The organism is Helicobacter pylori, assembly GCF_014498195.1.
Lineage (GTDB): Bacteria > Campylobacterota > Campylobacteria > Campylobacterales > Helicobacteraceae > Helicobacter > Helicobacter pylori_DO.
Window position 1 is genome coordinate 15,211 of record NZ_JACTGH010000013.1, and the last position, 26,418, is coordinate 41,628.

Here is a 26,418-nt window from a genome sequence, read left to right on the forward strand (position 1 = left end):
CACAATAAGGAGCATACAAGTATGGATTTACAACAAATTGATGAGCTAGAAAAGAAGTTTGAAGAACAAGAAGAACAAGCCCAAGATACCCCCCTAAAACAAGAGCCTAGCACAAAGGAAGTAAAAATCCCTAAAAAAAGGGGGCGTAAAAAAAGCTTGTTAGATGAATATAAGAAAAAGAGCTTTAACATTGCCTTTAGTCCTTGTGTGATAAAAGAACTTGATGAATTTTTGCTAGAATTTGGCTCATTTAAAGAGACACGAAGCACTTTTATTGAAGAAGCGCTTATTAGGCATTTAAAACACAGAAAAAACACCCAAGAGCAAAAGCTTTTAAAGCAACTAGAAAGATTACAAAACAAAGAAAAGGGCAATAATGAAAACAATAAGCTTGAATAAATTTTTTACTAGCAAAGTCATTTACAAAGACACACCTCTAAAACTCCAAGACAAACTAGAACAAGAAATCAGCCAAGCTAGTTTAGTAGAGAAGTTAATCTTAGCTAATATCTTAGCCAATATGGTGTTTGCTAAGATAAGCAATGAGAATGCCCCTAAAATTCTTATTTCACGCTTGATGTGTAAGTTTAGTCCTATTGATTATGAAAGCACTATTCCTAGTGATTTTAAACCTATTGATGAAGAAGAATATGAAGACGACTTAGAATGGCTAAACGAAGAAAAAGAAGATAGACTCTTTGATTACTATCTATTTCTAAATGGTGTTAAAGAAAGTGATGTAGAAGAAGTGTTTAATGAAAGTGTAGAAATCTATGATGAGTGCTTAATAGAAATCGCTCAAAATGTCCTTAAAGATAAATTTTCTTATGACATTGACTTATTGCAAGTTTTAGTAAAAGGTTATGCTAAAGAGATTAGAGAATTTTTGAGTTATAAACCTACAAAAGAAATCAAAGATTTTAAAGACAAAGACACCGCACTTTATATCAGCTTAGGAAAAGACTATGACAAAGAAAAAGAGCCATTTTCTAAAAAATTGCAACAATGTTTTAAAGAGATTTTAGAGAGCAAGGGTATTTAAGTAGTTTTAAATAGAATTAAATTAACAAGACAAAACAACTAAAAACTATCAAATACCCACTCAATAAGGTTACTTATCGCCTACGCTTAGGTGTGTAGGTGTTTTCATTAGAATTGTCTAGGCTATTATCATTATTGCTATAGCCTTGTTGCTCTTGCAAGGCATTAAGGGAATGAGATTGTTTTTCAAGTTTTTTATGTATTAGTTGAGCCATTACCCCTAATTCTAGGGCTGTTTCTTCTAAGTCCATAATTTGATTTAATAAAGCATCTAGTTTTACATCTACTAAATAATCGCTCACTAATTTATCAGGGTCTTTGCTAAAATCTTTTAAGCGACTTGCTAAATCTAAGTTAAAATGTTCTTCATAATGCTTGGCTAAAAAATGCAAATCAAATAAATCTCTAGCTTTAGTTCTTGTATGCTCCCCATCAAAGCAAGCACAGAGTTTGTTATCAATAATACGCTCTATTTTAGCAATTCGCATTCCCTCAATCACATTGACTTCGCTCTCTTTTGGTGCGTCTCTATAAGATATTTCTAATTTTAAAGTTTGTTCTTCTTTATTGTCTTTGGTAGCATAACGCACCATATAACGCCCCACACTATCAGTGTCTTTTTTAATATGAATATCATTTAAGATAATGCCATTAGGAATAGCGCTCTTTACTCTGCCTAAGAGATTGATTTTTTTATGACAATCAAAGTCTAAATCTTCTGAAAAACGATTTAAGCCATAGCCTAGATACAAAGCTGTTCCGCCTTTTAATACCATAGGGGTGTCGGCTAGATTTTTAACAATGGCTCTCATCAGTTTTTCATGATTAAGAGCTTGTTCGCTTAAACTCACTCTATAATGGGGTTTCTTGCTATCCATTTATCCAAATTCTCTCTTTCTTGCTTGTTTAATTTGGGTTTCATCACTTCTATAAGAGCATAGACACTCTCTTTATCTTCAATACTAGGAAACCATTCATCTAGCATAACAACCCCTAGCTTTCCAGTTTGCAATACAGAAACATAGAGACAATCTACACAAGCTCTTGGATGCTCTGCAATATAAGTGGGAGTATGTTTAGGGTAATAGCCCATTTTATTGAGCCTTGCTGTGCCATCTATAATACCTAGATTGCCTAGTAGTTTATTAGTATTATGAGCTTGTTTTTCACCATAGATATAAACCCCTATATCATCAAACGCATTCTCCATTAAAGCATAGCTACTATGCCAATCTCCTGTGCCTTGTGGGCTATGGATATTTAAAGCCACAATAGAGCTAACATAGACTTCTTTTGAAGTGGGTGGAATATAAAGCATGCTAAACTCCCTCATTAGTTTTAATTAGGTTCTAGTTTAGCAAAATTTCACTTACTACTTCTTATGATACTCATTGATAAAATCCCCACACACTTTCATACTATATTTAAATCCTTTGGGGAGCTTGACATTATGCTTTTTAGCTAATATCTCAGCAAAGCTAATTTGTTTAGGCGTAGCGGGTCTATTTTCATCATTATTAGAGCTACTAGCCTTTTTGTTGTTTTTCTTAAAGAACTCATGCTCTTTAATATATCTATCCAAAAACGCTTTAGCTACCCTGTTGTCTTCTTTGTAGTTTTTAAACTCTTCGCTTAGTTCTAATTGTAAATCTCTTAAAATATTTTCTATATAAGTGATTTGCCCCTCACTACTAGGCTTTATCTCATCATCATTTCTTTCTAGCTTTTCAATCTTAGGGCATTTAGAATTTAAATTGCTGATAAAATCCACATAAGAGCTTTTATTTTCTACAATCTCATCTAGCACTTCTTCCATTTGTTTAGTATAGGTCAAATCAATAATGAATTGATAAGCATTTTCAAACACTTCTACCACTCTTTTACCCTTATGTGTAGGCGTAATAATGTGTTTTTTATCTTGGCTAATGCTGATATATTCTCTTTTTACAAGCGTAGGCAAATAGCTCGCATAAGTGCTAGGTCTGCCTATGCCTTTATTTTCTAAAAGCTTTACAAAGCCTGCCTCTTTATAAGGGCTTGGGGCATTTCTTTTAATGGTAGCTAAAACTAAGTCATTTAGACTTAACACATCATCAATTTTTAGATTAAATTGTGCGTTTTGGTCTTTTTCTTTATCATCTTTGCCATCATTACTTTCATCGCTCTCTAATTCTTTTTTAGAAAACATTGCTAAAAACCCAGCGCTTTTTAAACTCTTAACGCTACACTTAAAATACTCATTTTTGATTTTAAAGGACAAGTCTTGTTTGTCATAAATAGCATTCTTGCCTTGACTTTCAATAGTTCTTTCAAAAATAAGTTGATAGAGTTTTAAAGCGTCTTGATTAGTAATGCCAGCATTATAGACCACACTTTCTAAGTTTTCATAAGTATGGGGGTGTGTGATGCGAATTGCTTCATGGGCTTCTGCTTGGCTTTGCTTGCCAGCCTTGTATTCTCTTTTTAAATACAAGTCCTTATAAATAGGTGCATAAAAGCTCTCTGTCTCATCTAAAAACTCCACGCTCAAACTTTCCGCATCTGTCCTAATGTAAGTAATCAGTCCAGCCTCAAAGAGATTTTGAGCTAGTGATTGCACTTCGCTAATACTTAAACCAAGCATAGAACTTGCTTTTTCTAAAAGCGTAGAAGTGATAAAGGGCTTTTTAGGTTTAGTCTCTACAACAGAGTTTTTTAAATCCTTTAAAAGACAAGCTTTATTATCCTTTAAGCTCTCAAAGAGTTTTAAAGCCTCTTCTTTATCATTGAATTTAATCTCTTCGCCCTTTTCATCACAATGCTTGATAGTTACTTCTCTGTTAGCACTATCGTTAATCTTAGCTTGAATTTGATAGCTTACTTTCTCATTTTCAGGTAAAGCCTTAAATTTTTCAATCTCTCTGTCTCTATCTACAATAAGTTTTAAACAAGGGGTTTGCACTCGCCCAGCACTACTACCTTTCATTTGTCCTAAAGCCTTACCTAAATAAGGGGATAGCGTAAAACCTAAGAGCATATCTGCAACTCGTCTTGCTAAAGCGCTTTGATACATTTGCTTATTGGTGTTTTCAAATAAAAGGGCGTTTTGTAAGCCCTTGTTAATCCCACTTGGTGTGATTTCAAAAAACTCCGCCCTATAAATAGAACTAGCTACATTTTTGATTTTTTGATAAAACATATAGCCTATAGCATAGCCCTCTCTATCAGGGTCAGTGGCGATATAAACCTTTTTGTTTTTACACGCCTCTATCATCTCAAAAATATGTTTTTTCTTTTCTTGGTCATAATCAAAAGTCGGCTTAAAGCCATTACTTTCATCATAGCTTTTAAGTTGCATAAAATGCCCTATGGTAGCAAAGACCTTAGCTCCTGTGATTCTCTAATCTTAGCCACTTTATTAGGGCTTTCAATAATGATGACGCTATCTTTCATTTTTTACTCCTTAATTTGATTGTTTCTATAGCTCTTTGTAAGATGTGGTAATTCCCCCTTAATATCCATAACGATAGGTCTATTCACTACTTCAAGAATACTAGGAATTTTAATATTACAATTACAGCGTTGTAATTTCTCTTTTAATCTCTTATTCTCATCTTTTAATTTAAGATATTGCCTTAATCCATATCCATACCAAAGAATTAGCCCTATTAGTGCTAAAAACCCCATTAAAACATCGTAATTCATTATTTAACTCCTTTCTTTTGTAGATTTTGTTTCTGTAAGAGTTCTTTTAGCATTAAATCACGCCACTTAATGCCATTTAAAAAGCTGAAGAGCTTGTTAGATTTTTTGCTGGACTGGTTTTTCATCTTCTACCCCTTGATTTAATGATTTCTACTTCTTTGTTTTCGTAGTAATCAATATTGTTAGTGGTTATAAGCTCACTAGAAGAAATATTTTCAGTGCCTTTTTCTATTTTTTTCTCAATCACTTGCTCTATATGTTGTCTTACTTCATCATCGCTCTTTATATCCCTCTTAATCTCTTGCTCTTTATTGCTGTTTTTAATTTCAGTCATTTCTTTACTCTCATTCTCTAAACTCGCTCTTTTTTCAGCGTTCATTTTCTCTAAGACTTCTTGAGATTTAGGGTTGAACACAGGCTTATAATCTCTGTCTTTGCTCATTTTAGCTAAATCATCTATTAGAGTTTTATGATCCCCTTTTAAAGCTTGCAAGTATTCTAGTCGTGGGTAAGGAGGTTTTTGTTCCACTAATCTTGTGTATTTAGCGATATTTTCTTGAGTGGTTTTAATGGAGTTTTCTAATTCCTTGATTTTTTCAGGGAGTTTAGTGATAGCGTTATCCAATCTTTTTAAAAACCCATCAAATTTAATCTCGCCGCAGAAATTATAAGAGCTAAACAGTTGGCTAGTATCGTTTTTATAAACCATATTGCTAGGGCTATAGGCAATATTTGGATTGTCTTTAGGGTTTAAACTAAACTCCACTTGATACTTAGTTTTATAAGCATTCACCACAAAGCCCTTGTATTCTAAAAGCTTATAATCTTCTTCTTCATTCAAAAACAAGGTGTTCAAGTTGCTTGCAAATTGCTTTTTAATAGCGTCCAGTTTTTCTTTGTTTTGTTCGGCTATTTGCTTGTTTTGTTCTTTGAGTTTTTTGTGCGTTAATTCTTCACTCATAGAGGCGTTTTCTTTTAAAGGCTCTACTTCTTTAACTTTGATAAGCTCATAATCCTTACTCTCTTCATTTTTCAAATCATAGAGCTTGATCTCTGTATGAGTGGGGATCATTACAGAGCTTTGAAGCATTTCTAAATCTTTCAATTCCTGTTTAAGGTAACCCAATTTAGAAGAGTTGTTTTTCAAATTCTCTTCATTGAAGTAATTTTCTTTATTGAAAGCTTTGTATTTTGATTCTTCGTTTTTGATTTCAGCTCTCAATTTGACTTCTTCAATAATTAAGGGATTACCTGTTGCTTCTGCTTTCATCTCACTCGCATTAGAACTCCCCATATTAAAGTCTTCTAATTCATTCAAGCCTAATTTGTGCGCGTTTCTAAATTGCTCTATGCCTTTAGATTTAGTTTCTATGATTTGCCACATACGGCTATCATAAGTTTTTTCAGTGGCGTAGCGATAGATTTTCATTCTAAAATTTTCAGGATCGTTTTGGTGTAAAATATTGCCTTGCCTTATCCCACGCCCTTCCATTTGCAACAATTCATCAGGCCTCCATGGGCAATCTAATTCATGCATAGCGACTAATCTTTCTTGCACATTAGTGCCTACGCCCATTTTAGCAGGACTGCCTAATAAAACCCTGACTTCGCCACGATTGAGCTTTTTAAACAAATCCTGCTTTTGTTCTTCGGTTTTAGCGTCATGGATGAAAGCGATTTCATTTTGTGGGATACCCATTTGGACTAAATGCCTTAAAACATCGCTATAAACATCAAACTTACAGCCTTTAGCCAGCTCTTCATCTAAATTGACGCTTTTAGCCTCTTTCTCTTTGAGTTCGTTCTCTAATTCTTTCTTGCTAGGAGCGATAAGATTGCCATTTTCATCATAACTAGACAAGCTCTCTAAAAGTTCTTGAGCTTCATCTAGGGGATTTTTATTTTCTGTCTCATGAGCGTTATCTAGCGCTTCTAAACTCACTTTTTGGCTATGGGTTTTGGGTGTGGATAGACCTATGAAACCAAGTTGTGTGCCTTTAGTGGCATTAGTTTCTAAATAATTCTCATAGATATTTTTTGCCATAGCATAGCTTTTAGAAAATTCTTTTTCTACTTTAGCGTTAGGGTCAATCAAGCGGTAATCCAAAGCCACTTTTCTAGCGTCTGTGGTGCAAGAAAGGATATTGTCTTGCCCTTTTTTGCTTTTCTTACCCTCGCATTTTTGCATCCTATCAATGATAGAGCCTTCATTATATTTGCCATTTTCATCAGCCACGCCAATAAATTGAGCCACTTCTTCGCTTCTTTTCACCACCACATTGATAGGTTTATCCCCATACACTTTAGGCACAAAGTGGGGGTTATGTTTTAAAATATCATCATTGGAGACAATATCCGCAAAAGCTCTATACATGGTGCTTAAGCCTTGCACATCGCTAAATTTAGAAAAGCGATTAACCATTTTATAACTTTGAGCGGAAGTGTCTAATTCAAAATCATTCACCACTTCCCCATAAGTCTTAGCCCAATCATCAAAGAATTCTAACCCTCTTTCTTTCAACACATCAGGGGTCAGGTAGCGTTGCAAGTGATACATTTCACTCAAGGAATTAGCTATAGGCGTGCCGGTTAAAAACATGATTTTCTTATTGTTTTGATGCAAGTAGCGCGTTTTAATCAACAAATCTCTGGCGCGATTAGAGCCTTGCTGGTTACCAAGCCCTGCAATTTTTTCCATAGAAGTTTCAAAGGCTAGATTTTTGAATAAATGGGCTTCATCCACGATCAAATTGTCAATCCCCATTTGACTAATATCAATATGAGAGCCTTGTTTTTCTAAAATCGCATCGTATTGAGCGCGGATTTTATCCAGCTTGTTTTTAAAGGCTCTTTCATTGGGTTTTTTAGTTTCTCTAGGGTTATTTTTATAAGCCAGTTCTTGCCTTTCAAAGTTTTTTTCGGCATTCACTAGCTCTTCTTCTTTCAATTCTTCTATGATTCCTCTAGGGTTAGACAATAATTCCAAATGGGTGTGCGCGATAATCACAGCGTCATAATTGTTGTTAGCGATTTGATTGAATAAAAGTTCTCTTTCTTTTTCAGTGATGTCCTTGCTATCAACAACTAACACATTAGCGTTAGGGTAAGCCTTATAAAATTCATCGCCCCATTGCTTGGTTAAATGGTTAGGCACGGCAATGAGCGTTTTATTCACTAATCCCATGCGTTTTTGTTCCATGCAACTAGCTATAGCGCACAAAGTCTTGCCTGCTCCAACCTGATGGTCTAAACACACCGCCCTGTCTTGGATGGTTCTAAAAATAGCGTTCTTTTGGTGGGGGCGCAAGCTGATATGGTGGTTAAAGCCCTCTAGTTCTAATTGCGAGCCATCATAGGTTTTTAAAACAGAATTGTTGAAAGTGTCATTATAGATTTGCTCTAAATGGGTTCTTCTTGTATAATCCTTATAAATCCAGTCTTTAAAAGCTTCTTTCAATTCTTCTGCTTTTTGTCTAGCGAGATTGCTTTGCTCTTCATCAGTGATAAAGATTTCTTTTTTAGGGTCATTAGGATCAACTTGGGCGTATTTAACGCTCAAATCCTTGTTGTTTAAGACTTTATTTAAAAGGCTTTCAAAAGGCACTTTATAAGAATGCGCTTTGTCTTTATGCCTGATACCATAAAGCTCGTTCAATTCATTGTTTCTAACAAAAACTTCATAAGCACCGCTTAGGTGTTCTACTTTGATGTCTTCTTTGAGATTGCCTAGTTGGTAATCTGTCATTTTATCGCCGTATTGCTTTTCATAATGGTTAGCGCTCAATTCTATTAAAAACTCTTCTAAATACTGAGTGGGTATCCAAGGGCTGTTGATATTAGCCATGATTTCAGTGGCTTTCAAATCTTTAGGGATAATCAGCCCTAGATCTTTCACATTAGCCTCTAATCCCTCCACGCCTTGATTGATGGCTTCTTTAACTTCTTTGAGTTTTCTTTTTACATTGCCACTCAAATAATCGTTCGCTAAAACATAGTCGCCATTATCCTTATGGTCTTTATAAATAAGTTTTTGCTCTAAAAGTTCTTTAATCGTGGTTTCTAAGCTTTGGGTTGCGAAATGATTCCTAATGAAATGCAAATCCAAACCCCCTTTTTGATTGATGCTTGCAATTAATGCCTCTTTAGCGTTAGTGATAATAAGTTCTTTTTTAGGGTTTAAGGTCCTTTCAAAAAAGATTTGAGCTTTTTTAGCTTGAGCTTGCCTTGGCTCTATGTTTTGCATTTTGGCGCTTCTAGGGGTGATTTCTTTTTCAAAGTCTTTTTCTAATCCTAAGACTTTAGCGCCATACAAATCTTGTTTGATGTCCTTACGATTTTTATTCTCATTGAGATAGCCAAATTTCTTGACAAATTCATCATAAACAAGATTGAGCCTAATTCTTTTACTTTCTATCTCCAAATCAGAGCTTAAGGGGTTTAATTCCGCGCTCGTTAAATCATTCAAAGCGTCTTTAATTTTAAAATAGGCTTTTAGTCGTGAATCTTGGACTTTAGAGTTGATTTTAGTGGGTTTTAAAAAGATGCCCATTTCATTATTTCGTTCTAGTTGGAAATAAAGATTATCCCACTTGACTAATTCCCCCCTTTCTAAATTTTTGATAAGCTTTTGAACTTCTTGATAGCGTTCGTTATTTGTATCAATGATGAGAGCGTCTGTTTTAAGGGTAGTCTTATGGTATTGATAGACATCTTTAGGCAATTTTTTTATCGCTTGATTAAGAGCTTGGGATAAATCTAAGCTTTTATCCTCTAAAGCTTGCAACTCGTATTTGTAAATTTGTTCGCCATTTATTTCAAAGCTATAGCGGGTTTTTTCCAAACTCAAATGCCCCAGAATGTTTTCAGGGTGGTGGATAAAGTATTCATTTAAAGTTTGTTCGTTGAGATTGATATCATTCTCGCCAACTTTATCAATGAAGCCTTTGATGATCTTATAGTCTTGTTCTCTGTAGCCAAAGTTAGCGGTGTCTATTTTTTCATACCAGCGTTGCAATTTTTCTTGTTTGAAACCAAAATGGCTTGCAATCGCATTGACAATCTTAAGTTGATCGCTAGGAGTAAAACTATCAAAGCGGTTGTTTTGCAAGGCAAAAAGGGTGTCATTATCCAAGCTATCAATGATCTTGTCATAATAAGGCATAGCTTTAGTGAAGCTTTGATTGGCTGCTTCATCAACGCCTTTTTTAAAAAACACAATGTCGCTAGTTACTTCAGCGCCTGTTGCTTTAAACACGCTATTAGGCAATCTTATCGCTCCTAAAAAGGTGGCGCTTTGCGCGATGTGTTCCCTCATTTTAGGGTTTTTACTATCCATAAACCAAGAACTCACCACAAACGCTCCTATGCCATCATCTTTCAATTCTTTGATAGCTTTCCCTAAAAAGTAATTATGAACGCTCTCGTTACTCAATTCTTTGTCATTGGAGCTATAGATTTTATGACTGCCATAAGGAGGATTGCCCACAAACGCATCGTATTCTTGATAGAATGGGTGGTTTTCTAAAGCGGTGTTTTGGATGATTTGATTAGGGTAAAGGAATTTAGAAATATTAGCGCTAATAGGATCTAATTCTGTTCCCATAAAGCGGTAATTCTTATCGCTTGGTGCATGAGCGATGAATTTGCCTGTGCCTAAACTGGGTTCAAAGATTTCTTTTTGATGGTTGTCGTTATTAAACCCTAATTGATCTAATCCTTGATAAATGCTATCAATAACTAATTTAGGAGTGTAGTAAGCGTCTCTTGCGCTCGAATAAGCTCTTCTGAATTCATCTTTAGTGAGTAAGGCGTTTAATTCTTCAAATTCTTTAGGGTGTTGATCTTTTTTAAAGTAGCTTTCTAACCCACCCCATCCGCTAAATTGCGCTAGGATTTCTTGCTCTTTTAAAGTGGCGTAATAATCGCCTTTTAAGATCTCTTGTTTGGCTTGCAATTCTTTTAAAAGCTCAATGGCTTTTATGTTAGCCTTATAGCGGGTTTTAGCTCCCTTAATTAAAACTTCTTCGCTCGGTTTAAAATCTATTTTAGAATTAAAGGGGATGGCTGGTGCGGTTGGTGTTTCTTGTTTTATCGTGGTTTGCGCGTTTTCTTGTGTGTCTTGCTCTTGCGCGGTTTGTTCTTGAGCGTTATTTAACTCTACGCTATTGTCTGTTATTCCACTCTCTTGTGTGGGATTTAATCCTACACTATTAGAAATAGCGTTGCTATCAATGGCTTGACTATCCAGCGCATTGAATGCGTTTAGCGTTTCATTCGCTGTTTCAATGGATTTTTTAATGCGATTTTCTAAAATCTCTAATACTTTTTTAGGGCTGATTTTTAATTGGAATTTGTCATGAAAGATTTTAGTCGTAGGGTCTTTAAGGAGCTGCATCCCTACAATGCTATCTTTTAAAGGCTCGTTGTTTTGAATGGCTTCTAAGAGCCTAGATCTAAAGTCAGGCTCACTCGCTATGGTGTTGTTTCTAATAGCGTTAAGCAGGCTTTCTAAATGGTCTAAATTTGATAAAAGTCCTCTCTTTTGATCCCTGTCTTCTTCAAGGTTTCCAAGTCCATTTGGTGCGCTGAGTCCTGCATGATGTAATCGGCTTTGAGCAAGTGGTAATACTGATTGACTTGAGCTTCCTTGAGCAATTCCATATCGCTCACTCCTTGCGCTCTCTTGATTTGCGCTTCCATTCTGTCTAGGGCTTTTGTCTCCATTTTCGTTTGCTCTATCACTGCTGCTATCAAGCTCATTATCGCTCCTTTGTCTTTGGTTTTCATGGTCTGTGGGAAATAATGAGCCCATCTGTCCATGATCAAAAAGGCGTAAGCGTCCAGTCTGTCCTGGCTGTTCTCTAGAGAGAGAAAGCCCCAAATCTCTGGAGCTATTTTGTTGATGAGATGGGGATTGCGGTGTGGGTGATACTCCTCTCTCATCGCTGGGATAATCCCTCTTTTCTTCGCTTCTTGCTCCATTTTCCATTCGGCTTGCTTGACTTGATGCTCCATTGCTATCTGCTCTTGCTGATACTCCATCTCCTCTAGATACATGTTCATGTAGTCTATCTCTCTCTCTATGGGATTTTTCTGAAACTGCCTGTTGGTCGCTAGATCTATAAACTCCTCTTGTTCCTCCCTGCTCTCTAGACTCAATAAATAAACTAGAGTCTTGGTGTAAAAGTTCTTCATCACTCGATCGCTCCACTCCCTCTTGCCATCCTCCATGTTCGCTTCTGCGGTGAATTTCTTGCGGAATTCCTGCTCTAGTTCTATTCGGCTCATCTGCGCGATTTGTTCTTTCTTTTCCATTTTGTTCTCCTAAATTCTGTTGCTCTAATTCTAAATCAGCAATGCTTAAATTTAGATTATTATTATCATTATTTTGAATAATATTGTTACCAATAGAAGTATTAGCCTCTATTGTATTTTTAATAGTGTTATTGTTATTCAATTTGGTATTTTCATTGTTTATTGATTCAAAAGGCAGTTTGTTATAGAGCTTAAAATACTCAGCGCTAGAAATACTAGGGATTATTTCTCTTACCAATTCACCATCTTTTGTTCTTTCTACTTCGTGGTAAATATCCTTAAGATAGTCGTATTCTTTAGCGATTTCATTGCCATTTTCTAAGGTTTTCTTATGCGTTTCATGGTGGTGGGTCAATTGGATTTCTAAACCTTGCTCTTTCAATTCTTCTAAGCTGTTTGTGTAGGTTAAAATGTCAATTTCTTTTGAAAAAAATTCTTTATTTCTTATGGCATCAATCAGATCGTATCTTTTAGTTATGCGCCTTTCAAACCCTTCCTCATTCGCTTCATAAACACGAGAACTTTCTTTTATCTCACCATTAGCAAAGAAACTGACATCTTCTCTACTATTATCCTTATGCACTCGTCTTTCAAAGCTTAAATACCTTGCCCATTCAATAGGATTTCTAGAAATCATTCTTGCTGTATTGATTTGAGTTTTTACGACATAAGGGAGTGATTCTTGTGTTTCATTGACCTTGTCTGATTCTTCAGCAAGATTGTTTGTTGCAATATCGCCATTATCTAAGATGCTAAATAAATTCGGTTCTTCTCTTAAAGCTTGAAGTTTCTTTTTGCTTGGTTTATATGCCATTTGTTGCTCCTTTTAAAATTTAACTTTGGGTGTCTTGTAGAACTTCTTGTTCGCTTTGTTCATCGCCTTGTTGCATTTTCTTAAATAAGGCTCTTTTTTCTTCCATGCTGATTTCACTCAGTGGCTTTTTTAAAATCTCATCAATTTCATTGTGATCTTCTTGCTGCTCTGTGTTTTCATTCTTGTTTTTTCTTGTGAAGTAGTGGGGGTTTTCATTATCTTTCTCGCTTTCTGTTAGATTTGAATTTTCACTCTCTTTTTGTGGTGTAGTGGGGTTATTCTCGTTGTTCTTGCCCTCACTATCCTTGTTTTCTGTGTTTTCCCCCTTATTGCTTGGCTCTAAGTTAGCTTTGTTTTGATTAGGGGTTGTTGCAATTTCTGTAGTGGATTGCATAGACTCTTTAAATCTTTTTCTTTCTACTTCTAAATCAATAGGCAAGTTAGCTCTTTTTAAAAGCTCTTTATCTCTAAACCAATAATTAGCTTTAAGTTTTAAAGGGGTCGCTTTAGCTCCTGTAACAATGACAATAACTTCATCTGATTCTATATTCATAATGTCTTGGGCTGTGAGTAAGTTTCTACCCTCATGGCTATAAGAAGAACTACCTCCAAAGACTAGCTGACCCTTTTCAGTAGAATAATTTTTAGATTGTCTAGTGAATTCGCCCACTTCCTTAGAAACAATCTCAGCATCTTCAGCGCTATTCATCTTAAAAACAATGTTATAATGCACCACGCCTTTTAAGATTTTCAAATCATCATCGCTATAATTTTTTCTAATCATCGCATAATCTTGCGTGATGAATAAGGGAACGACATTATAAGAGCGACAAAGTGCAGGCATTTCTAACAAGAAAGGCAACTTACCAAATCTAACAAATTCATCTAAAATCATATAAATGCGTTCTTCTTTTTTAGAACTTTCATTAGTTAGTAAGTTTTTAGCAATACTTTCTAAAATCACTCTAACTAAGGGGGCAAGCGTGTTGATGTCTTTTTGAGCAATCACAATATAAAGACTGATATTGTCTGTTCTTAATTCTTCATAATCAAAGCTCATTTTAGAAGTAGCAATTCTTACTTGATTGCTTTTAAAAACAGACACAAAGCGATTGAAAGTAGAAATAATACTTGCAAATTCTTCTTCAGCACTATTAGCCCACGCTCTTGCATCATTTCTTACAATTTCATCTAACGCCCCTTCACTTCTAGGGGCTGGTTCAGGCTCATTTGGGTCAAAATTTCTAAGGTCTTTGGGGTCAGCGTATTTTTGCTCTGAAACTTGCAAATACCACAATTTTCTCGCATTCACATTAGGAATTAAAATAGGCTCATTAGTTTGTGGGTCTAGGATAATTTCGCCTGTCTTTTTGTCGTGATGATAGAGCTGTTTGTAATAGCGACTTCTTTTATCAATTAAATTGATATAGTCTCTATTTGGGCCCATAGCTATATCAAAAAAGTTTGTTTCATCTTTGGAACAAACATCATACAAGGCATAAAAGCTAAACAAATCTTTCGCTTTAGATACCCAATGGTCTTCGCCCTTTTCTTCGCTAATAAAGACATTATTAGCATTCTCTTGCACAAGTCTTAGGCGTTGGTCAAAGTTCATGGGTTTTACAATCCTTTTATCAAAAGGATTGAAATAACAAGTATTATCATCACCATAGGGATTAAAGATTAAAATCCTATTGTTTAAGAATTTTTGTCTATATCCAGCAGTCTTATCTCTTAGTTCGCCTTTAATATCAGTGATAATACAGCTATTAGGCAAAGTTAATAAATTGGGTAAAGCCACGCATGCGGTTTTACCAGCTCCAGGGGGTGCAACAATCATGGCTCCTAAGGGCTTGTCATAACACACATCTCTAAGTTTTGGAAAACCAAATTTACCTAGAATAAAGCCCTTGTCAAATTGCACCCCTAATCTATGCACTACCTTACAAAAGCCCTCTTTACTAAAGACTTTAAAGCACTCTATGTCTTTAACATTAGCCCATCTCGCATAGCCATGCGAAGTTTCTTTAGTCTTTTGAATACTCATATAAATCGTAGCTACTAAGGGCATTAAAGACATTATCATAGTGATATAGACTTCAAATTTTAAATCTAAGATACTCGCCCCCTTATAAAGTCCTATAAACACGCTTTGAGAAAAGAAATAAGCCTGTCTAAACGACTTTAGGGCATCAAAAACATAATAATTTGCAAAGATAAAAAATAAGGGGATAAGTAAAATGCTAAAAAGCACGCAAAAAGCTTTCACAAATTGCATTTTCATTCATTATCCTTTTTTGGCTCAGTAGTAGATTGTTTTTCATTAAGAGCATTGAGAATTTTTGAGATGGTGTTAAGCTCTGTTTCGCTTTTTTGCTCTTTATAGATTTGAAGCAACAATTCCAAAGAGATTTTTTTGCAATCTTCTATGTTTTTATTGAGCGTATCCATAGTCTTAAAAAGCTCTTCTAAGAATGCTAAATTCTGCAAATAAAAGGGCTTGTTATACTTAATGGCAATGTTGGTGTTCTTGGCTATTTGGTTAATGTTATTACCATTAGCCATAAGTTCTTTATAGACATGTTGGTTAAGACTGATGACTTTAAACAAGCTTTCATAAAAATCCCTTGCTCTTAGTGTTTCTTTGCTAGGGTCTAGGGCTAATAAAAGGCTTTCTATACACTCAGTAACGCTAATTTTTTTGACTTTTAAATAATTTTCTAAAATGTCCTTACATTCATTTGAAATAAAGCAATTGATACGCTTACCCAATTTTCGCTTGTTTTGATACTTTTTCATAAGCTACTTTCTAATTCTTTGGTGGGTAAGATTTCTTGAATATATCTAGTGTTAGTGGCTTTATCAAGCACAATTTGAACGACAATATCTACACTGCTTTCAAAGAATTTTCTTGCTACACTGACATCTAAACCACTTTTATTCATCTGTAGATTTAAAGCAATCGCCTCTATGACCCCATGTACACTATCTGCATGTAAAGTAGAAACCATTCCTTTATGTCCTGTGTTGCCAAACCTTAAAAAAAGCAAGGCATTTCGTGTGTCAATCTCACCTACCATAAGTCTATCAGGACTCATTCTCATTGCCATATTCAAGGCGTTTTCATAGGTAAATTTAGAGCTTTCAGTTTTATCCACTAACAAGGATTTATGATTTTCAAACGCTCTTAAATCTAATTCTTCGCTATCTTCTACACTCACTATTCGTGTGTGTTTAGGGATAAATTCAATCAGAGCGTTTAAAAAACTTGTTTTTCCACTGCCTGTTCCTCCACTAATGAGTAAGTTTTTACCCTCAATCATCAGCTTTTGTAAATACTCATAGTCGTATTGACACACACTAGAAAGCTTGAAAGCTTTTAAATCAAACTTTTTCTCGCTAGGCACTCTAATATTCAAACTCAATTCATTATCCGCACTAATAGCAAAGTGGTTCATGCTCACTCTGTATCTAGAAGTAGGAATGGAAGTATTAAGGGTGGGGTAATTAGCATTAAAGAACAAATCTCTAAAACTCGCTAATTGTTCCCCAAAACCAAGCATAAAGGCTTTATCTAAATTTTCATCAAAGACTTTTTCTCTAGTTCCATCAAGCTTATAGAGCCAAATTTCTTTTTCTTTATTCATAATCAGCTCTGTAATACCGCTATCTAAATAAGGCAAGAGCCTTAAAATAGCGTTTCTTAAAGCCCTATAATCTTTGAGTTTGTTTAAGTCCATCAAATTACTTTCTTTTTAATTCTTCAATCTTTTTACTAAGCGTTTCAATCTTGTTATCCAAGTGCTTAATGCGTCTTTCAAACTCTCTTTGCAAGCTTTCACGCTTATTGATAGCCTTGTCTAATTCATCAGTGCGTCGAACAATTAAATTGGCGTTGTTTTTTAATTCCTTAGCTTTTTGAATATTATTCAATGGCATTTTTTCTACTTCCTTTGGTTCTTGATTTTGCTTATTTGAGATAGGTTCTAACTCGTCTTTTTGTGTGATTTCATCTAACATCATTGGCTCCTTAAGAATTAAAATAAATAGGTGTAGTTAAACGCTATGTAGCTAGAATTAGTCGCTTTGGTAACAAAATTAGAAAATAAGACTTCGCCCTTAAAATTCCCGTTTTGAGCGACAATTTTGCTAGGAGTTAGGGATTGATAATTGATTGCCCCTCCAAAGCGATAATTCACTTCAAATTGATGATGATTTAAGTAATAATGAAGTCCAATGGTAGGATAAAAACCATGATTAAAAATATCTTTAGGCTTATTGGTGATAAACTCACTACGCATGGTTTTTATGGGGTCTATTTTTGCAAAATAATATTGCATACGCCAGCCAAAGCCCACACTTAATCCTAGTGTGTGGCGGTTCTTTTTAATGACATTTAAAAAATCAAACAAATACTTTATATCTAGTCCAAAGTTTAAGGGCGTGTAATTAGTGCTAACCTTAGAATTGTAAATGTCTATATTGGTGCTTACAGCACTAGGTGTGCCTCCATATAAATGCGTTGAAAACTTAATCCCATGTCTTTTTGTAGCTCCAAAGTAATGCTGATAACCCATTAAAACGCCCATATTAAAATTAGCATTACTAGAAGTGTGGCTATAAGTGATTAAATCATCTGTAGCATTAGAGATAAGGCTTAAACTTTGTTTTAAACTTGTGCCTGTAATGGCAATCTCTGAGCCTAAGAAAAAGCCATTTTTAGTTTGCATAGCTTTGAAATGTTTTTGAGATTTCTTTTTTTCTTTAAATTCTCTTTTAACCTGACTTTGCAACAATTCAGCACTCTTTTGTTCTAGCTTTTGTTCTATCTTTTGTTCTAGCTTTTGTTCTTGTGAAATGTCTTCTTCTTTCTCACTAGGCATAATGGCTAAAAAATCGCTATTATCCACAAAGCTTTCATTCGCATTCAAGCAACTAAGACTAGCTAAAAACAAGAATTTCTTTAAATGTAAATCCATTACTTTCCTTTCTTATTGGTTAGGGACAATCCAATTATTGTGTGAGGCACAAGAATAATTAGCATTAGGCGTTTGTGCCCATGAGCAATACCTGCCTTTATTGCTAGATTTCCAAGGACTGCCAGAGCTAAAGCTATAAGACATACACAAATTACCATTCCCATTAGGGCGGTAATAAGTGGTTTTCCAATTGGTAAAATCTTGCGTGTTAATGATTTGCTTAACGCCATTATTGAGATTAAGCTTTTGGCTTAAAGTAGTGAGTTCAAAATTTTTACGATATTCATCGCTCAAATTAAGACTATTGATATAGACAGTTAAAGGAATGCGTTTGAGCGTTTTTTGAGCTTGTGAGGCATAGTAATACTTATAGGTGTCATACACAGCATCACTATCGCCCTCATTTCTAGGGCGGATATATTCAATCGTAGTGCCTTGATTGATAGTCTGATATCGTGTAACCCACTTAGCTAGGGTGCGTAAATTACCTTGAGAATAACCTGTATAGCTGTGTGTTTTAGTCCAAGACCCCCATCCATCATTACAATAAGAAGTGGTTATCCATTGACTGCTATTTAAAGACATTTCTTGAATTTCAAAAGTGGTATATTGTGGCAAATCATAATTTGAGCCACTAATAGTGTCTAAATCGCCTACATCTTCGCCTTTAACGCTACTTTCTACATTGATTTTGGTATAAGGTTGGATAATTTTAGGCACTTTACCCATATCAGAAGTGTAATCACAGCCTGTTACATTGTAGTATTGGTTAGACACCGTATCAAAGATACGAATTTGAGTGGGGCGATAAGCCTCTAATTTAGCGTTATCAAACTGCCATTTACCGCACGCATAAGTTTGGTAGCTAAATTTTAAAGGACTAACCACATCATGACTGATAAAGACTTTTTCTTTAGTAATGGGGTTAATATAGTATTGATTAACCACTCTTTGAACAGTGCGAGTGCTTGGGTCATTATCGTATTTAACTAATTGTTCTTGCACATTTGCAAAATCAGTGCAAGGTTTAGCTACATGGATTAAGTTATCCATCCCACGAAATAAAATTTCTGTTTGAAAAAAACTTGCCATGCCACTTCCATAGCCTTTATTAGTGGTGGTATCTAGCTTGCATTTATTGGCATCTTCATACATAGGAAATTCAAATTGCTCCCCATATAAATCCACACAACCGCCAATATTCACGCTTTTATTTTCTCTGTTAATAAAGTAAAATTGCGTTTGTTTAATGGCTTTCATGTTTTCAAAGTCATAGCTGTATTGACAGACATTGTCGTTTCTAAAGGCTTGCATTTTAAAGCAAGAGCCATTTCTATCCACAATGTCTATATTCATCGTATTGCCATTTCTAATAGGAGCGGTGCAAAATTCATTGGTATAATGGCTATCTGCACTAGCAGTGCCTCCATTAGCACTATTACTCCCATTAGCTCCGCTTGTGCCATCAATTCCATTAGTGCCATTAATTCCATTAGCACCACTACCATTTTGAAGTCCGGGGGAATAAGGGAAAGGAATAAAGCCCCCTCCCATGCCTCCTATACCTCCGCCTCCACTCATAAAGGGGGTATAGCCACTATTAGAACTCCCACTAGAGCCATTTCCACTCCCAGCAATTGGGGGGAATGGGTTAGAGCCTACGCCTTGATAACCACTTGTGCCATTAGCTCCATTTGCTCCACTACTTCCATTTTCCCCTTTAGCCCCATTATTACCAGAAGTGCCATTTACTCCATTTGCACTTGTGCCATTAGAGCCAGCGTTATTGCTTGTGCCTCCATAACCACTTGCATATCCCATGCCACTTGCCCCACTCCCACTAAAACCTTTGCCATTTTTACTAGAAGTATAAGTGTTTTTATTTATACCTATGGCACTAGACATCTCGCTATCATTCTCGCCACCTAAGACAATCCTTGTGCCTTTTTTAAGAACCAGTTTGCTTTTAATTTCTTTAATGGCGTTTGGGGGGCTTTGTAAGGTCTTATAATCATTGCCCTTTTTAATATGAGTTACCATAATAGAGAGATTAGCCCTATTCTTAGAAACCTTGTAATGACCCATAGCAAGAGTGTTTTCTTGCACCTTATTACCCACAACTACCAAAGCTTTAAATTCGCTATTTTTTCTTAAATTCCAATCTTGCATAGTCTGAATGACAAGAGCATGGCTATTTGAAGGTGCTAAACATAAACTCATTAAAATTTTAAAAACATTAGATTTCTTCTTCATTGTTAATTTCCTCTTTTGTTTTGATTAGGGGTTTTTTCTCTTTAAAAAACTCCGCTAGAACCTCCCCATCTTTTGGTTTAGGGATAAAAATGTCTAAATTAGGGCTAATAAACACTCTGCTCCCCTCTCTAATGATGATAATGGGGTTTTGCGCTCCATATTGTTTTAGCATTTGATTGATGATTTGGTTAATCCCCATGCCTGTGTTTCTAGTAAGTTGCATAAGCAAATAATCCCCAAAAAAAGGGTTGCCATCACCCTTTCTATTTTGCCTATTAGCTAAGGCTGAAGTAATTCCTATTAAAAGCCCATTAGAAAGCGTGTTGGTGAGTAAGGGGATACCATAGCGTTGAAAATTTCGGCTAATGTATTTGCCTACTAAGCCATTATAGCCTTTCACATCAGCCCCTCTTGCATTAGTGAGCATGATATTTATGCCTTGAGGGGTGATAATTCTAGTCCAAGCAATGTTTAAGCGGTATTGTCCGATTTGATTATCGTTGTTGTAATAGCCTATAACCTTAGAGCCTTTAGGGATTAGCACCGCTCTACCCATAGAGGCAAAAATATCGCTCTCTACTTGGGCAGTTACTTTTCCAGCGATTTGAGAACTAATAGGCGTGATTAAAAAGGCTGGTATCATTCTATCAGCGGTTATGGTTCTTAAAAGCTTATGCTCATTAGTGCCGATGTCTTTATATTTTAAATTAGTAAAACTATCCACGCCGTATTCCGTCTCAGGCTTAGTGGCTGGTTTAGTTGGTTCTAAAGGTTTAAGGCGTGTGTTTAAAAATTCTAATTGCTCTTTAGTATGCTTTGGTTTAGGCTTTATTTTAGAGGGGCTTTGTAAAACTTGTTGTAAATGCGTGATAGTATTATTTTGCTGATTAAGATTGTTGTTAAGATGACTATAATCTTTAATGTTAGGATTAGCTGAAACACTAGGATTGGGGCTAGTTTGTGTTGTAGGCTCTTGGGTAGTTACTTCTGGTGTTTCTTTGGCTTTTTCTTTTGGCTCTTCTTTGACTTCTTCAAAGAAATAATCACTTAAAGGGAATTTACTCTCACTTACTTGAAAGATTTCTTCTTTATTGTTATTGTTTGAGCCTTTATTAGCAAGCAATCCTAATGCCATTAAAACAACAAAGCCCCCAACACCTAAGCCTATCTTTTTAAGCAAGGATTGTTTCATCTTGCCCTCTTTGCTATCTTTTCTATACAAAGATAGGCTTTACCAAGCTTTAAATTCCATTGATTTGAGACATCTTCAGCGATTAGATAATCGCCTACTACTCTGCTATTAACAGGATTATCATAGCCATCTATAACTTTATAAACTACAGGGAATTTACTTCTAGCATTAGAGCGGTTAAATTTAAAATAGGTAAATTGCTCATCATTAAAGATTTGAGTGGGTAAATCATCTTTGTATTTGGATTTGACAACCTTTTTACACATCCATAAGCAATACCATTTGCGTTTTTTCTTGTCTATAATGATATAGCCATATTCCATTTTTTTCTTGTTGATATAGATGTGATTGACATTGTCCCCAATTTTAATGAATTTGCCATCATCTTTGATTTTGGCGGAGTAATCCACATATTTCATTTCATCTTGGCTGTGTCTATGCTCTTTGAAAGTTTTAGTTTGATTGCTAATCACTTTAAAATTTTCTGAAGCCTTTCTAGAATTAGCTAAAGCGTTACTAGGTGGATAGCTAGGGGATTTGAAACGATTTAAAGAAATGGGAGCATTTGCTAACGCTATTTTAGTGGTAGTAGGGTTTTTAGATTTTGTAAGTGGGTTTTGCTCTTTAATATTTGGTGATTTTTTAGTTATCTTTTTAGGGACATTATGGCTTGTTTTAATGTCTTTGTTTTGGGTGCTATGAGTGGGTTTATTTTCTTTGTTGATTTCTTTCTTAGTGGTAGTGAAATTTTTAAAATACTCTTTAGAAGAAATATACACCATTAAGGCTGGGTTTTTAGAGCTCGTATAAGTGGTTGAAAACACATAAAAGCTATACACCTTACCGCTTTTTCCAATGATAGTAAGGTTGCTATCTACTCCAATTTGCAAAGGCTTAATGAGCAAAATATTAGAAATCAAACGCTCTTTATCTTCGCCTAGCATTTTAGTAGAAAAACCTATATCATCGCCTAAGACTACTTGAGCAATGGGTTCATCAAAGATAAAAGTGGTTGTCATGGCGTATCTTAGGCGAATATTGAAAGTATCGCCTATGGTGTAATGGATAAAATGAGCGTTATCTTTGATAGAGCGGTTCTTAGCAAAGAAGTTGTTTTGGATAGCGTTAAAATTAGTCATGGGTTTTAGGGTGCTATCGCTATTTTCATCGCTTTCTTTAGTTTCATCATTTGATACATTAGGTTCTATTTGATTATTAAGGTCTCTATTGTCTTTAAACGCACTAATAGGCACATCATTAGGTTTTGGACTAAGCTTATTATTGACATAATTAGTGGTGTTAGTGATAGTTTGCTTAGTGTTATTAAGAGCGTTATTAGTGAATTGCTTGGCGTTATTTAGCATTGTTTGAGTTTGTGCGTTATTTGGTTGGTTATTTTGTATAGGTGTGGTGGGTTGTGAATAAGGGTTTTGATTTGGCATAGGTGTTTGCATAGAATTAGGCTGTGTGTTGTGGTTAGCGCTAGGTTGTGCTTCTTGGTTAGTTTGGTTATTAAACGGTTGTAAGAAAACATCGCCTTTTGAATAATCCATTGGCTCATTGTAATTTTGAATGTTATTTTCTGCTAATAAGGGAGCTAAGAGTGATATTATAAAACTAATTCCCCCAAATACTCTAGTCATTGTTCTCCCTTATTATTAGGCTCGTTAGCTGGGTTGTTTTGAGGGTTAGTTGGTTCAGGTTTTTTGTATTCAATTTTAGAATGGGGTCTTTCTACTTTTTTATAAGTCTTATCTAGGGCTTTAATGCTTGCGATTTCACTCAAGGAATATTTATCTACGATAAAGCCTGTAGGGTTTTTAGGCATAGAACTATAATCAAATTGAATAAGGGGCTTAAAATGATAGACTAAAGACACTCTGTAGCGTTTTTCAGAGATTAAATAGCCTTTATCAAAGACCTTAGCCACAATATCTGCTACAGCGATATTTTGTTGTTTACCTTGCTTATAGATAGAAATATTGATGATTTTAATTTCTCTATCCATATTGGACTTAGAATAGATACTGCCCTTGCCTGATACTAACTGCTCTAAAGTCTTCCACACTTCATCAGAGCTTTGCTCTCTTATGGTTTCATTCAAGCGGATTTTGTCATCAATATGATTGATAGTTTCTCTACCCATAATGTAAGAGCCGACTAGATTTCTTAAAAACGCCTCGCCATAATCTACTTTAGTGTCTGCTTTTTGCACCACTGCAAAATGTTTATCGCTATTGGCAAAATCCACAAAATAAGGTTCAATCTGTTTTAAAGGCATTAAAAAAGCTAGAGCCACGCTTAAAGAGATAACTCCTATTAAACCTCCTATAGCTAGTCTATACGCCATTTGAGTGTTCTTTCTTTGTATTTCAAATACGCTAGATAAATCTAATTCATCTTTTTTAAAACTCTCTAGCTGAGCGTTTAATTTTGGCATAACATTGTCTTTAAGCTTGTGCGTAACAATGCGTTCTAACTCAGGCAATACCCTTTCTTGAATTTTATTCGCCCATTTTTCAAAAGAGATTTTTTCTAGCTCTTGGTTTTTAGCAATGTTTGTTTGAATGTTTTTAACTAGCTCTTCTTTATTTTCTTTGGCATCTTGATTTAAAAGCGCTTCTTTATGGCAATCTTTTTCTTTATTGTATTTATCTTGCTCTTCTTTTTGTTGGGCTAAAAACATGCTTAATCCCATAAAAAAGCATTTGGCATATTCTTTAATATCTTCTTTAGAAAAAGAGCCTATTTCAAAGGAATTTTCTAATTCTTTTAAATGCTCTCTTATCTCTTGTAAATTAGACATATAAGCCCCCTTGAATTGTGGATGCATTTAATGCACAAGGGGATTTTTTCATCTCTATGAATTTATATGAGCATGCATTTAAAAGCACAGCCACTAATATAAAAGCTAGGTATTGCATCTTTTTCATGTTAGGCAAGCACCTTTTCTAAGTGTTTTTTGTCATCAAAGCTTTCGTATTTGTTATTGACAAAGACTTCTTTCCAAGTAGTAGGGTAATGCTTAATGAGATTTTCAATATGTTCTACCATGCTAGAATTGGAGCTAAAGATTTGTAAGTAATTGCCCAAAGAACTAAGGCTCACATCTATAATATTAGATGAGCCATCATTCATGTTTTTAAGCAAGACTTTGTATTCATTAACGGCGGTGTTTTCTAAAAAATGCTTTTCAGTATCGCTCAGTCTAATGCCAAATTTATCGTTTAAATCTTTGGTATCAATATTTTTTTGGGGATACAAGATCAACTGCCCCATATTTTTAATAAAGCTTTGAGCGTTTCTCACTTCAGTTAGCTGGTTAATGTCTTGTAAGGCTAGAACAATCACTCCATTAGCCTTTCTAGCCTGGGTAATGATTTCATTGATTTTTTTATTCATCATTTCATTTTGTGCGTAAGATTTAAATTCATCAATAAAGCATAAAAAACCACGATTGATTTTCAAGGCTCTATCAATCATCTTATGAAATACATAGTAGGCTAAAAGCCCAGCGTCATCATCATTATGTAAAATGCTATCGGTATTTATGGTGCTAATGCGAGTTTTAAAATCTAGGCTATCCATTCGGCTAGAAAATAAGGAAGATCTTAAATAGTCTTCAAAACTACTATCTAAAATGTTTGTATTAGTTTTAACAATGGTATTGACAAACTCTTTTAAATCAAAAGGAAGGGGTAATTCTTGGTTGCTAAATTTGGCTTGTTTGACTTCATCGTTATAATTTCTATACATAGTATCAATAGCATTTATTAGGGCTGTTTTATCTTCTACTTTATCTTTATGGTCATCATAGCTATCCACTTTTGCCATTTGGGCATAAAAATGCAATAAAAAGGCTCTATTAGTTGCGCTATCTTCTAATGAAAAAGGGTTAATATGAAAGTTTTCGCCTTGATTATAAATCCCATCAAAATACTTGGTAAAAGAATACAAACCATTTAATCTATCAAGAGCTAGAATATCAATGTTAGAGTATTTCAAAGCGCTCATCATTAAAAAGCTAATGAGCGTGGTTTTACCAGCTCCTGTTGCTCCTATAATCATCGTATGCCCTACCACTCGTGCAACATTATGGGCTAACACGCCTTTATGTTTGACTTCTTGGTTGTGGAAGTTAAACAAATAAGGGCTATGGTCTAGGTTCTTAAACACAGATAAAGGCATATCACCCCAAGAATTTGCCCTAAAACCTGTATTATTTTTTTCAAACAAGATTAAAGAGGCTATCACTTGGGAAGTTTGATTTCTCATTCTAGGGTTAATGTTTGCATTATTGGGGAAGAATGAAAAATAAGAGGGTTTTAGCCCTATGGTTTCTGTAACACTGCCTAGTCCAGCGTTATTAAGCAAGGATAAAATCTCTTTTAAAGATTTGTCTAATTTGGCTTTGCTCTTAGCTCTTATAACTAAGTTTAAGGCGCACTCTTGCATACTCAAACGATTGGCTTGCACCAATTCTATATAATCATCAATATCATTTTTAACAATTTTAGAAAGCGTGAGTTTTTTCTTGGTTTTTAGAAAATTCAAGCTTTCAAACTGCCCTAATGAACGGATATGAAAGATTAAATCTAATTCAATTTGCGTGTGTAAAAGGGTAGAAATGGGGAGAGAAGAAATTTCTTCACTCTCATAGTTTTTAATACCCACACACGCACAAAAGGTGCTTTGATTTTGAAATTCAATGACAAAGTAATCTTTTTTAAAATGCACATTACTAGCAATATAGCTATCGCTTAGTCGCTTTAATTTAGGATTAAAGGCGATGTATTTGCCATTGATATACTCCGCATAGAAATTCAACACTTCTTTAGAATTTAAGAGAGTGGGTTTAAACTCTCTTAATGCGTTTTTCACTCTTTCTATGGTTTGAATGAGTAAGGCTCTTTTACTTGTGGCGCTAAAGGTTGTCTTTTTTTTGAACTTGTTTTTCTTGTCTTTTTTAGAGCTTGTGTTTGAATGGGTCTCATTGGAGTTATCTTCATTCTCTTTATCCCACTAGCACGAAAAACTCCGTCCTTTAGGGCGGAGATGTAAGTGCATATCTGTTAGGTATTTGAATATCGTTTCACCTAGATCCATTCGCTTTTTAGTGCATTCTATTAAAAATCAAAGTT

16 protein-coding genes and 2 pseudogenes are annotated in these 26,418 nt (G+C 35.0%); 2 read left to right on the forward strand and 16 right to left on the reverse strand.

Going from position 1 to position 26,418, the window contains the following annotated elements; genetic code table 11:
- Positions 1 to 21 precede the first annotated feature (21 nt).
- Both H7N67_RS06625 and H7N67_RS06630 read left to right on the forward strand, forming a co-directional pair.
- Positions 22 to 399, forward strand: coding sequence for a hypothetical protein (locus H7N67_RS06625; RefSeq protein WP_187939450.1), 378 nt, complete (start codon positions 22 to 24; stop codon positions 397 to 399).
- Positions 377 to 1,042 (forward strand): hypothetical protein, encoded by a 666-nt coding sequence (locus H7N67_RS06630; RefSeq protein WP_187939451.1) that lies wholly within the window; start codon positions 377 to 379, stop codon positions 1,040 to 1,042. The genes H7N67_RS06625 and H7N67_RS06630 overlap by 23 nt, the downstream gene beginning before the upstream one ends.
- Positions 1,043 to 1,115: 73 nt before the next feature.
- On the opposite strand, the gene H7N67_RS06635 is transcribed toward H7N67_RS06630, so the two are convergent.
- From H7N67_RS06635 to H7N67_RS06705, 16 genes and pseudogenes are all read right to left on the reverse strand, one after another.
- Positions 1,116 to 1,919 carry a nucleotidyl transferase AbiEii/AbiGii toxin family protein gene (locus H7N67_RS06635; RefSeq protein ID WP_000377503.1) on the reverse strand — a complete coding sequence of 268 codons (804 nt, stop codon included), beginning with the start codon at positions 1,917 to 1,919 and terminating at the stop codon, positions 1,116 to 1,118.
- On the reverse strand, positions 1,889 to 2,359 hold the full coding sequence (locus H7N67_RS06640; protein ID WP_000965788.1) for a hypothetical protein: 471 nt from the start codon (positions 2,357 to 2,359) through the stop codon (positions 1,889 to 1,891). Before H7N67_RS06640 ends, H7N67_RS06635 begins: the two co-directional genes overlap by 31 nt.
- A 54-nt stretch (positions 2,360 to 2,413) precedes the next feature.
- Positions 2,414 to 4,473: pseudogene (locus H7N67_RS06645) on the reverse strand (type IA DNA topoisomerase).
- A 3-nt stretch (positions 4,474 to 4,476) separates the two neighbouring features.
- Positions 4,477 to 4,725 (reverse strand): hypothetical protein, encoded by a 249-nt coding sequence (locus H7N67_RS06650; RefSeq protein WP_187939452.1) that lies wholly within the window; start codon positions 4,723 to 4,725, stop codon positions 4,477 to 4,479.
- 121 nt (positions 4,726 to 4,846) lie between these two features.
- Positions 4,847 to 12,853 (reverse strand): SNF2-related protein, encoded by an 8,007-nt coding sequence (locus H7N67_RS06655; protein WP_187939453.1) that lies wholly within the window; start codon positions 12,851 to 12,853, stop codon positions 4,847 to 4,849.
- A gap of 19 nt (positions 12,854 to 12,872) precedes the next feature.
- A complete protein-coding gene (locus H7N67_RS06660; protein ID WP_187939454.1) occupies positions 12,873 to 15,137 on the reverse strand; it encodes a type IV secretory system conjugative DNA transfer family protein in 2,265 nt (754 codons plus the stop codon).
- Complete coding sequence (locus H7N67_RS06665; RefSeq protein ID WP_187939455.1) at positions 15,134 to 15,652, reverse strand: replication regulatory RepB family protein; 519 nt, start codon at positions 15,650 to 15,652, stop codon at positions 15,134 to 15,136. The genes H7N67_RS06660 and H7N67_RS06665 overlap by 4 nt, the downstream gene beginning before the upstream one ends.
- A complete protein-coding gene (locus H7N67_RS06670) occupies positions 15,649 to 16,593 on the reverse strand; it encodes a CpaF/VirB11 family protein (protein ID WP_187939456.1) in 945 nt (314 codons plus the stop codon). The genes H7N67_RS06665 and H7N67_RS06670 overlap by 4 nt, the downstream gene beginning before the upstream one ends.
- A 4-nt stretch (positions 16,594 to 16,597) precedes the next feature.
- Complete coding sequence (locus H7N67_RS06675; protein WP_187911001.1) at positions 16,598 to 16,873, reverse strand: hypothetical protein; 276 nt, start codon at positions 16,871 to 16,873, stop codon at positions 16,598 to 16,600.
- A 17-nt stretch (positions 16,874 to 16,890) separates the two neighbouring features.
- On the reverse strand, positions 16,891 to 17,832 hold the full coding sequence (locus H7N67_RS06680) for a hypothetical protein (protein WP_187939457.1): 942 nt from the start codon (positions 17,830 to 17,832) through the stop codon (positions 16,891 to 16,893).
- A gap of 12 nt (positions 17,833 to 17,844) precedes the next feature.
- On the reverse strand, positions 17,845 to 20,085 hold the full coding sequence (locus H7N67_RS06685) for a collagen-like protein (protein WP_187939458.1): 2,241 nt from the start codon (positions 20,083 to 20,085) through the stop codon (positions 17,845 to 17,847).
- Complete coding sequence (locus H7N67_RS06690; protein WP_187939459.1) at positions 20,069 to 21,277, reverse strand: DNA type IV secretion system protein ComB10; 1,209 nt, start codon at positions 21,275 to 21,277, stop codon at positions 20,069 to 20,071. The genes H7N67_RS06685 and H7N67_RS06690 overlap by 17 nt, the downstream gene beginning before the upstream one ends.
- A complete protein-coding gene (locus H7N67_RS06695) occupies positions 21,274 to 22,920 on the reverse strand; it encodes a TrbG/VirB9 family P-type conjugative transfer protein (RefSeq protein WP_187939460.1) in 1,647 nt (548 codons plus the stop codon). Before H7N67_RS06695 ends, H7N67_RS06690 begins: the two co-directional genes overlap by 4 nt.
- Positions 22,917 to 24,083 carry a VirB8/TrbF family protein gene (locus H7N67_RS06700; RefSeq protein WP_187939461.1) on the reverse strand — a complete coding sequence of 389 codons (1,167 nt, stop codon included), beginning with the start codon at positions 24,081 to 24,083 and terminating at the stop codon, positions 22,917 to 22,919. The genes H7N67_RS06695 and H7N67_RS06700 overlap by 4 nt, the downstream gene beginning before the upstream one ends.
- Complete coding sequence (locus tag H7N67_RS08005) at positions 24,076 to 24,210, reverse strand: type IV secretion system protein VirB7 (protein ID WP_232263032.1); 135 nt, start codon at positions 24,208 to 24,210, stop codon at positions 24,076 to 24,078. Before H7N67_RS08005 ends, H7N67_RS06700 begins: the two co-directional genes overlap by 8 nt.
- Before the next feature lies 1 nt (position 24,211).
- Positions 24,212 to 26,293: pseudogene (locus H7N67_RS06705) on the reverse strand (VirB4 family type IV secretion/conjugal transfer ATPase); the annotation flags it as partial.
- Positions 26,294 to 26,418: the final 125 nt, after the last annotated feature.

What these genes read in the sequence shown, in the direction of transcription:
- H7N67_RS06630 (WP_187939451.1), top strand. Translation starts at nt 377, where the DNA reads ATGAAAACAATAAGCTTGAATAAATTTTTTACTAGCAAAGTCATTTAC.
- H7N67_RS06685 (WP_187939458.1), bottom strand. Translation starts at nt 20,085, where the DNA reads ATGAAGAAGAAATCTAATGTTTTTAAAATTTTAATGAGTTTATGTTTA.
- H7N67_RS06650 (WP_187939452.1), bottom strand. Translation starts at nt 4,725, where the DNA reads ATGAATTACGATGTTTTAATGGGGTTTTTAGCACTAATAGGGCTAATT.
- H7N67_RS06655 (WP_187939453.1), bottom strand. Translation starts at nt 12,853, where the DNA reads ATGGCATATAAACCAAGCAAAAAGAAACTTCAAGCTTTAAGAGAAGAA.
- H7N67_RS06625 (WP_187939450.1), top strand. Translation starts at nt 22, where the DNA reads ATGGATTTACAACAAATTGATGAGCTAGAAAAGAAGTTTGAAGAACAA.
- H7N67_RS06670 (WP_187939456.1), bottom strand. Translation starts at nt 16,593, where the DNA reads ATGGACTTAAACAAACTCAAAGATTATAGGGCTTTAAGAAACGCTATT.
- H7N67_RS06640 (WP_000965788.1), bottom strand. Translation starts at nt 2,359, where the DNA reads ATGCTTTATATTCCACCCACTTCAAAAGAAGTCTATGTTAGCTCTATT.
- H7N67_RS06665 (WP_187939455.1), bottom strand. Translation starts at nt 15,652, where the DNA reads ATGAAAAAGTATCAAAACAAGCGAAAATTGGGTAAGCGTATCAATTGC.
- H7N67_RS06660 (WP_187939454.1), bottom strand. Translation starts at nt 15,137, where the DNA reads ATGAAAATGCAATTTGTGAAAGCTTTTTGCGTGCTTTTTAGCATTTTA.
- H7N67_RS06680 (WP_187939457.1), bottom strand. Translation starts at nt 17,832, where the DNA reads ATGGATTTACATTTAAAGAAATTCTTGTTTTTAGCTAGTCTTAGTTGC.
- H7N67_RS06695 (WP_187939460.1), bottom strand. Translation starts at nt 22,920, where the DNA reads ATGACTAGAGTATTTGGGGGAATTAGTTTTATAATATCACTCTTAGCT.
- H7N67_RS06675 (WP_187911001.1), bottom strand. Translation starts at nt 16,873, where the DNA reads ATGTTAGATGAAATCACACAAAAAGACGAGTTAGAACCTATCTCAAAT.
- H7N67_RS08005 (WP_232263032.1), bottom strand. Translation starts at nt 24,210, where the DNA reads ATGAAAAAGATGCAATACCTAGCTTTTATATTAGTGGCTGTGCTTTTA.
- H7N67_RS06690 (WP_187939459.1), bottom strand. Translation starts at nt 21,277, where the DNA reads ATGAAACAATCCTTGCTTAAAAAGATAGGCTTAGGTGTTGGGGGCTTT.
- H7N67_RS06635 (WP_000377503.1), bottom strand. Translation starts at nt 1,919, where the DNA reads ATGGATAGCAAGAAACCCCATTATAGAGTGAGTTTAAGCGAACAAGCT.
- H7N67_RS06700 (WP_187939461.1), bottom strand. Translation starts at nt 24,083, where the DNA reads ATGTCTAATTTACAAGAGATAAGAGAGCATTTAAAAGAATTAGAAAAT.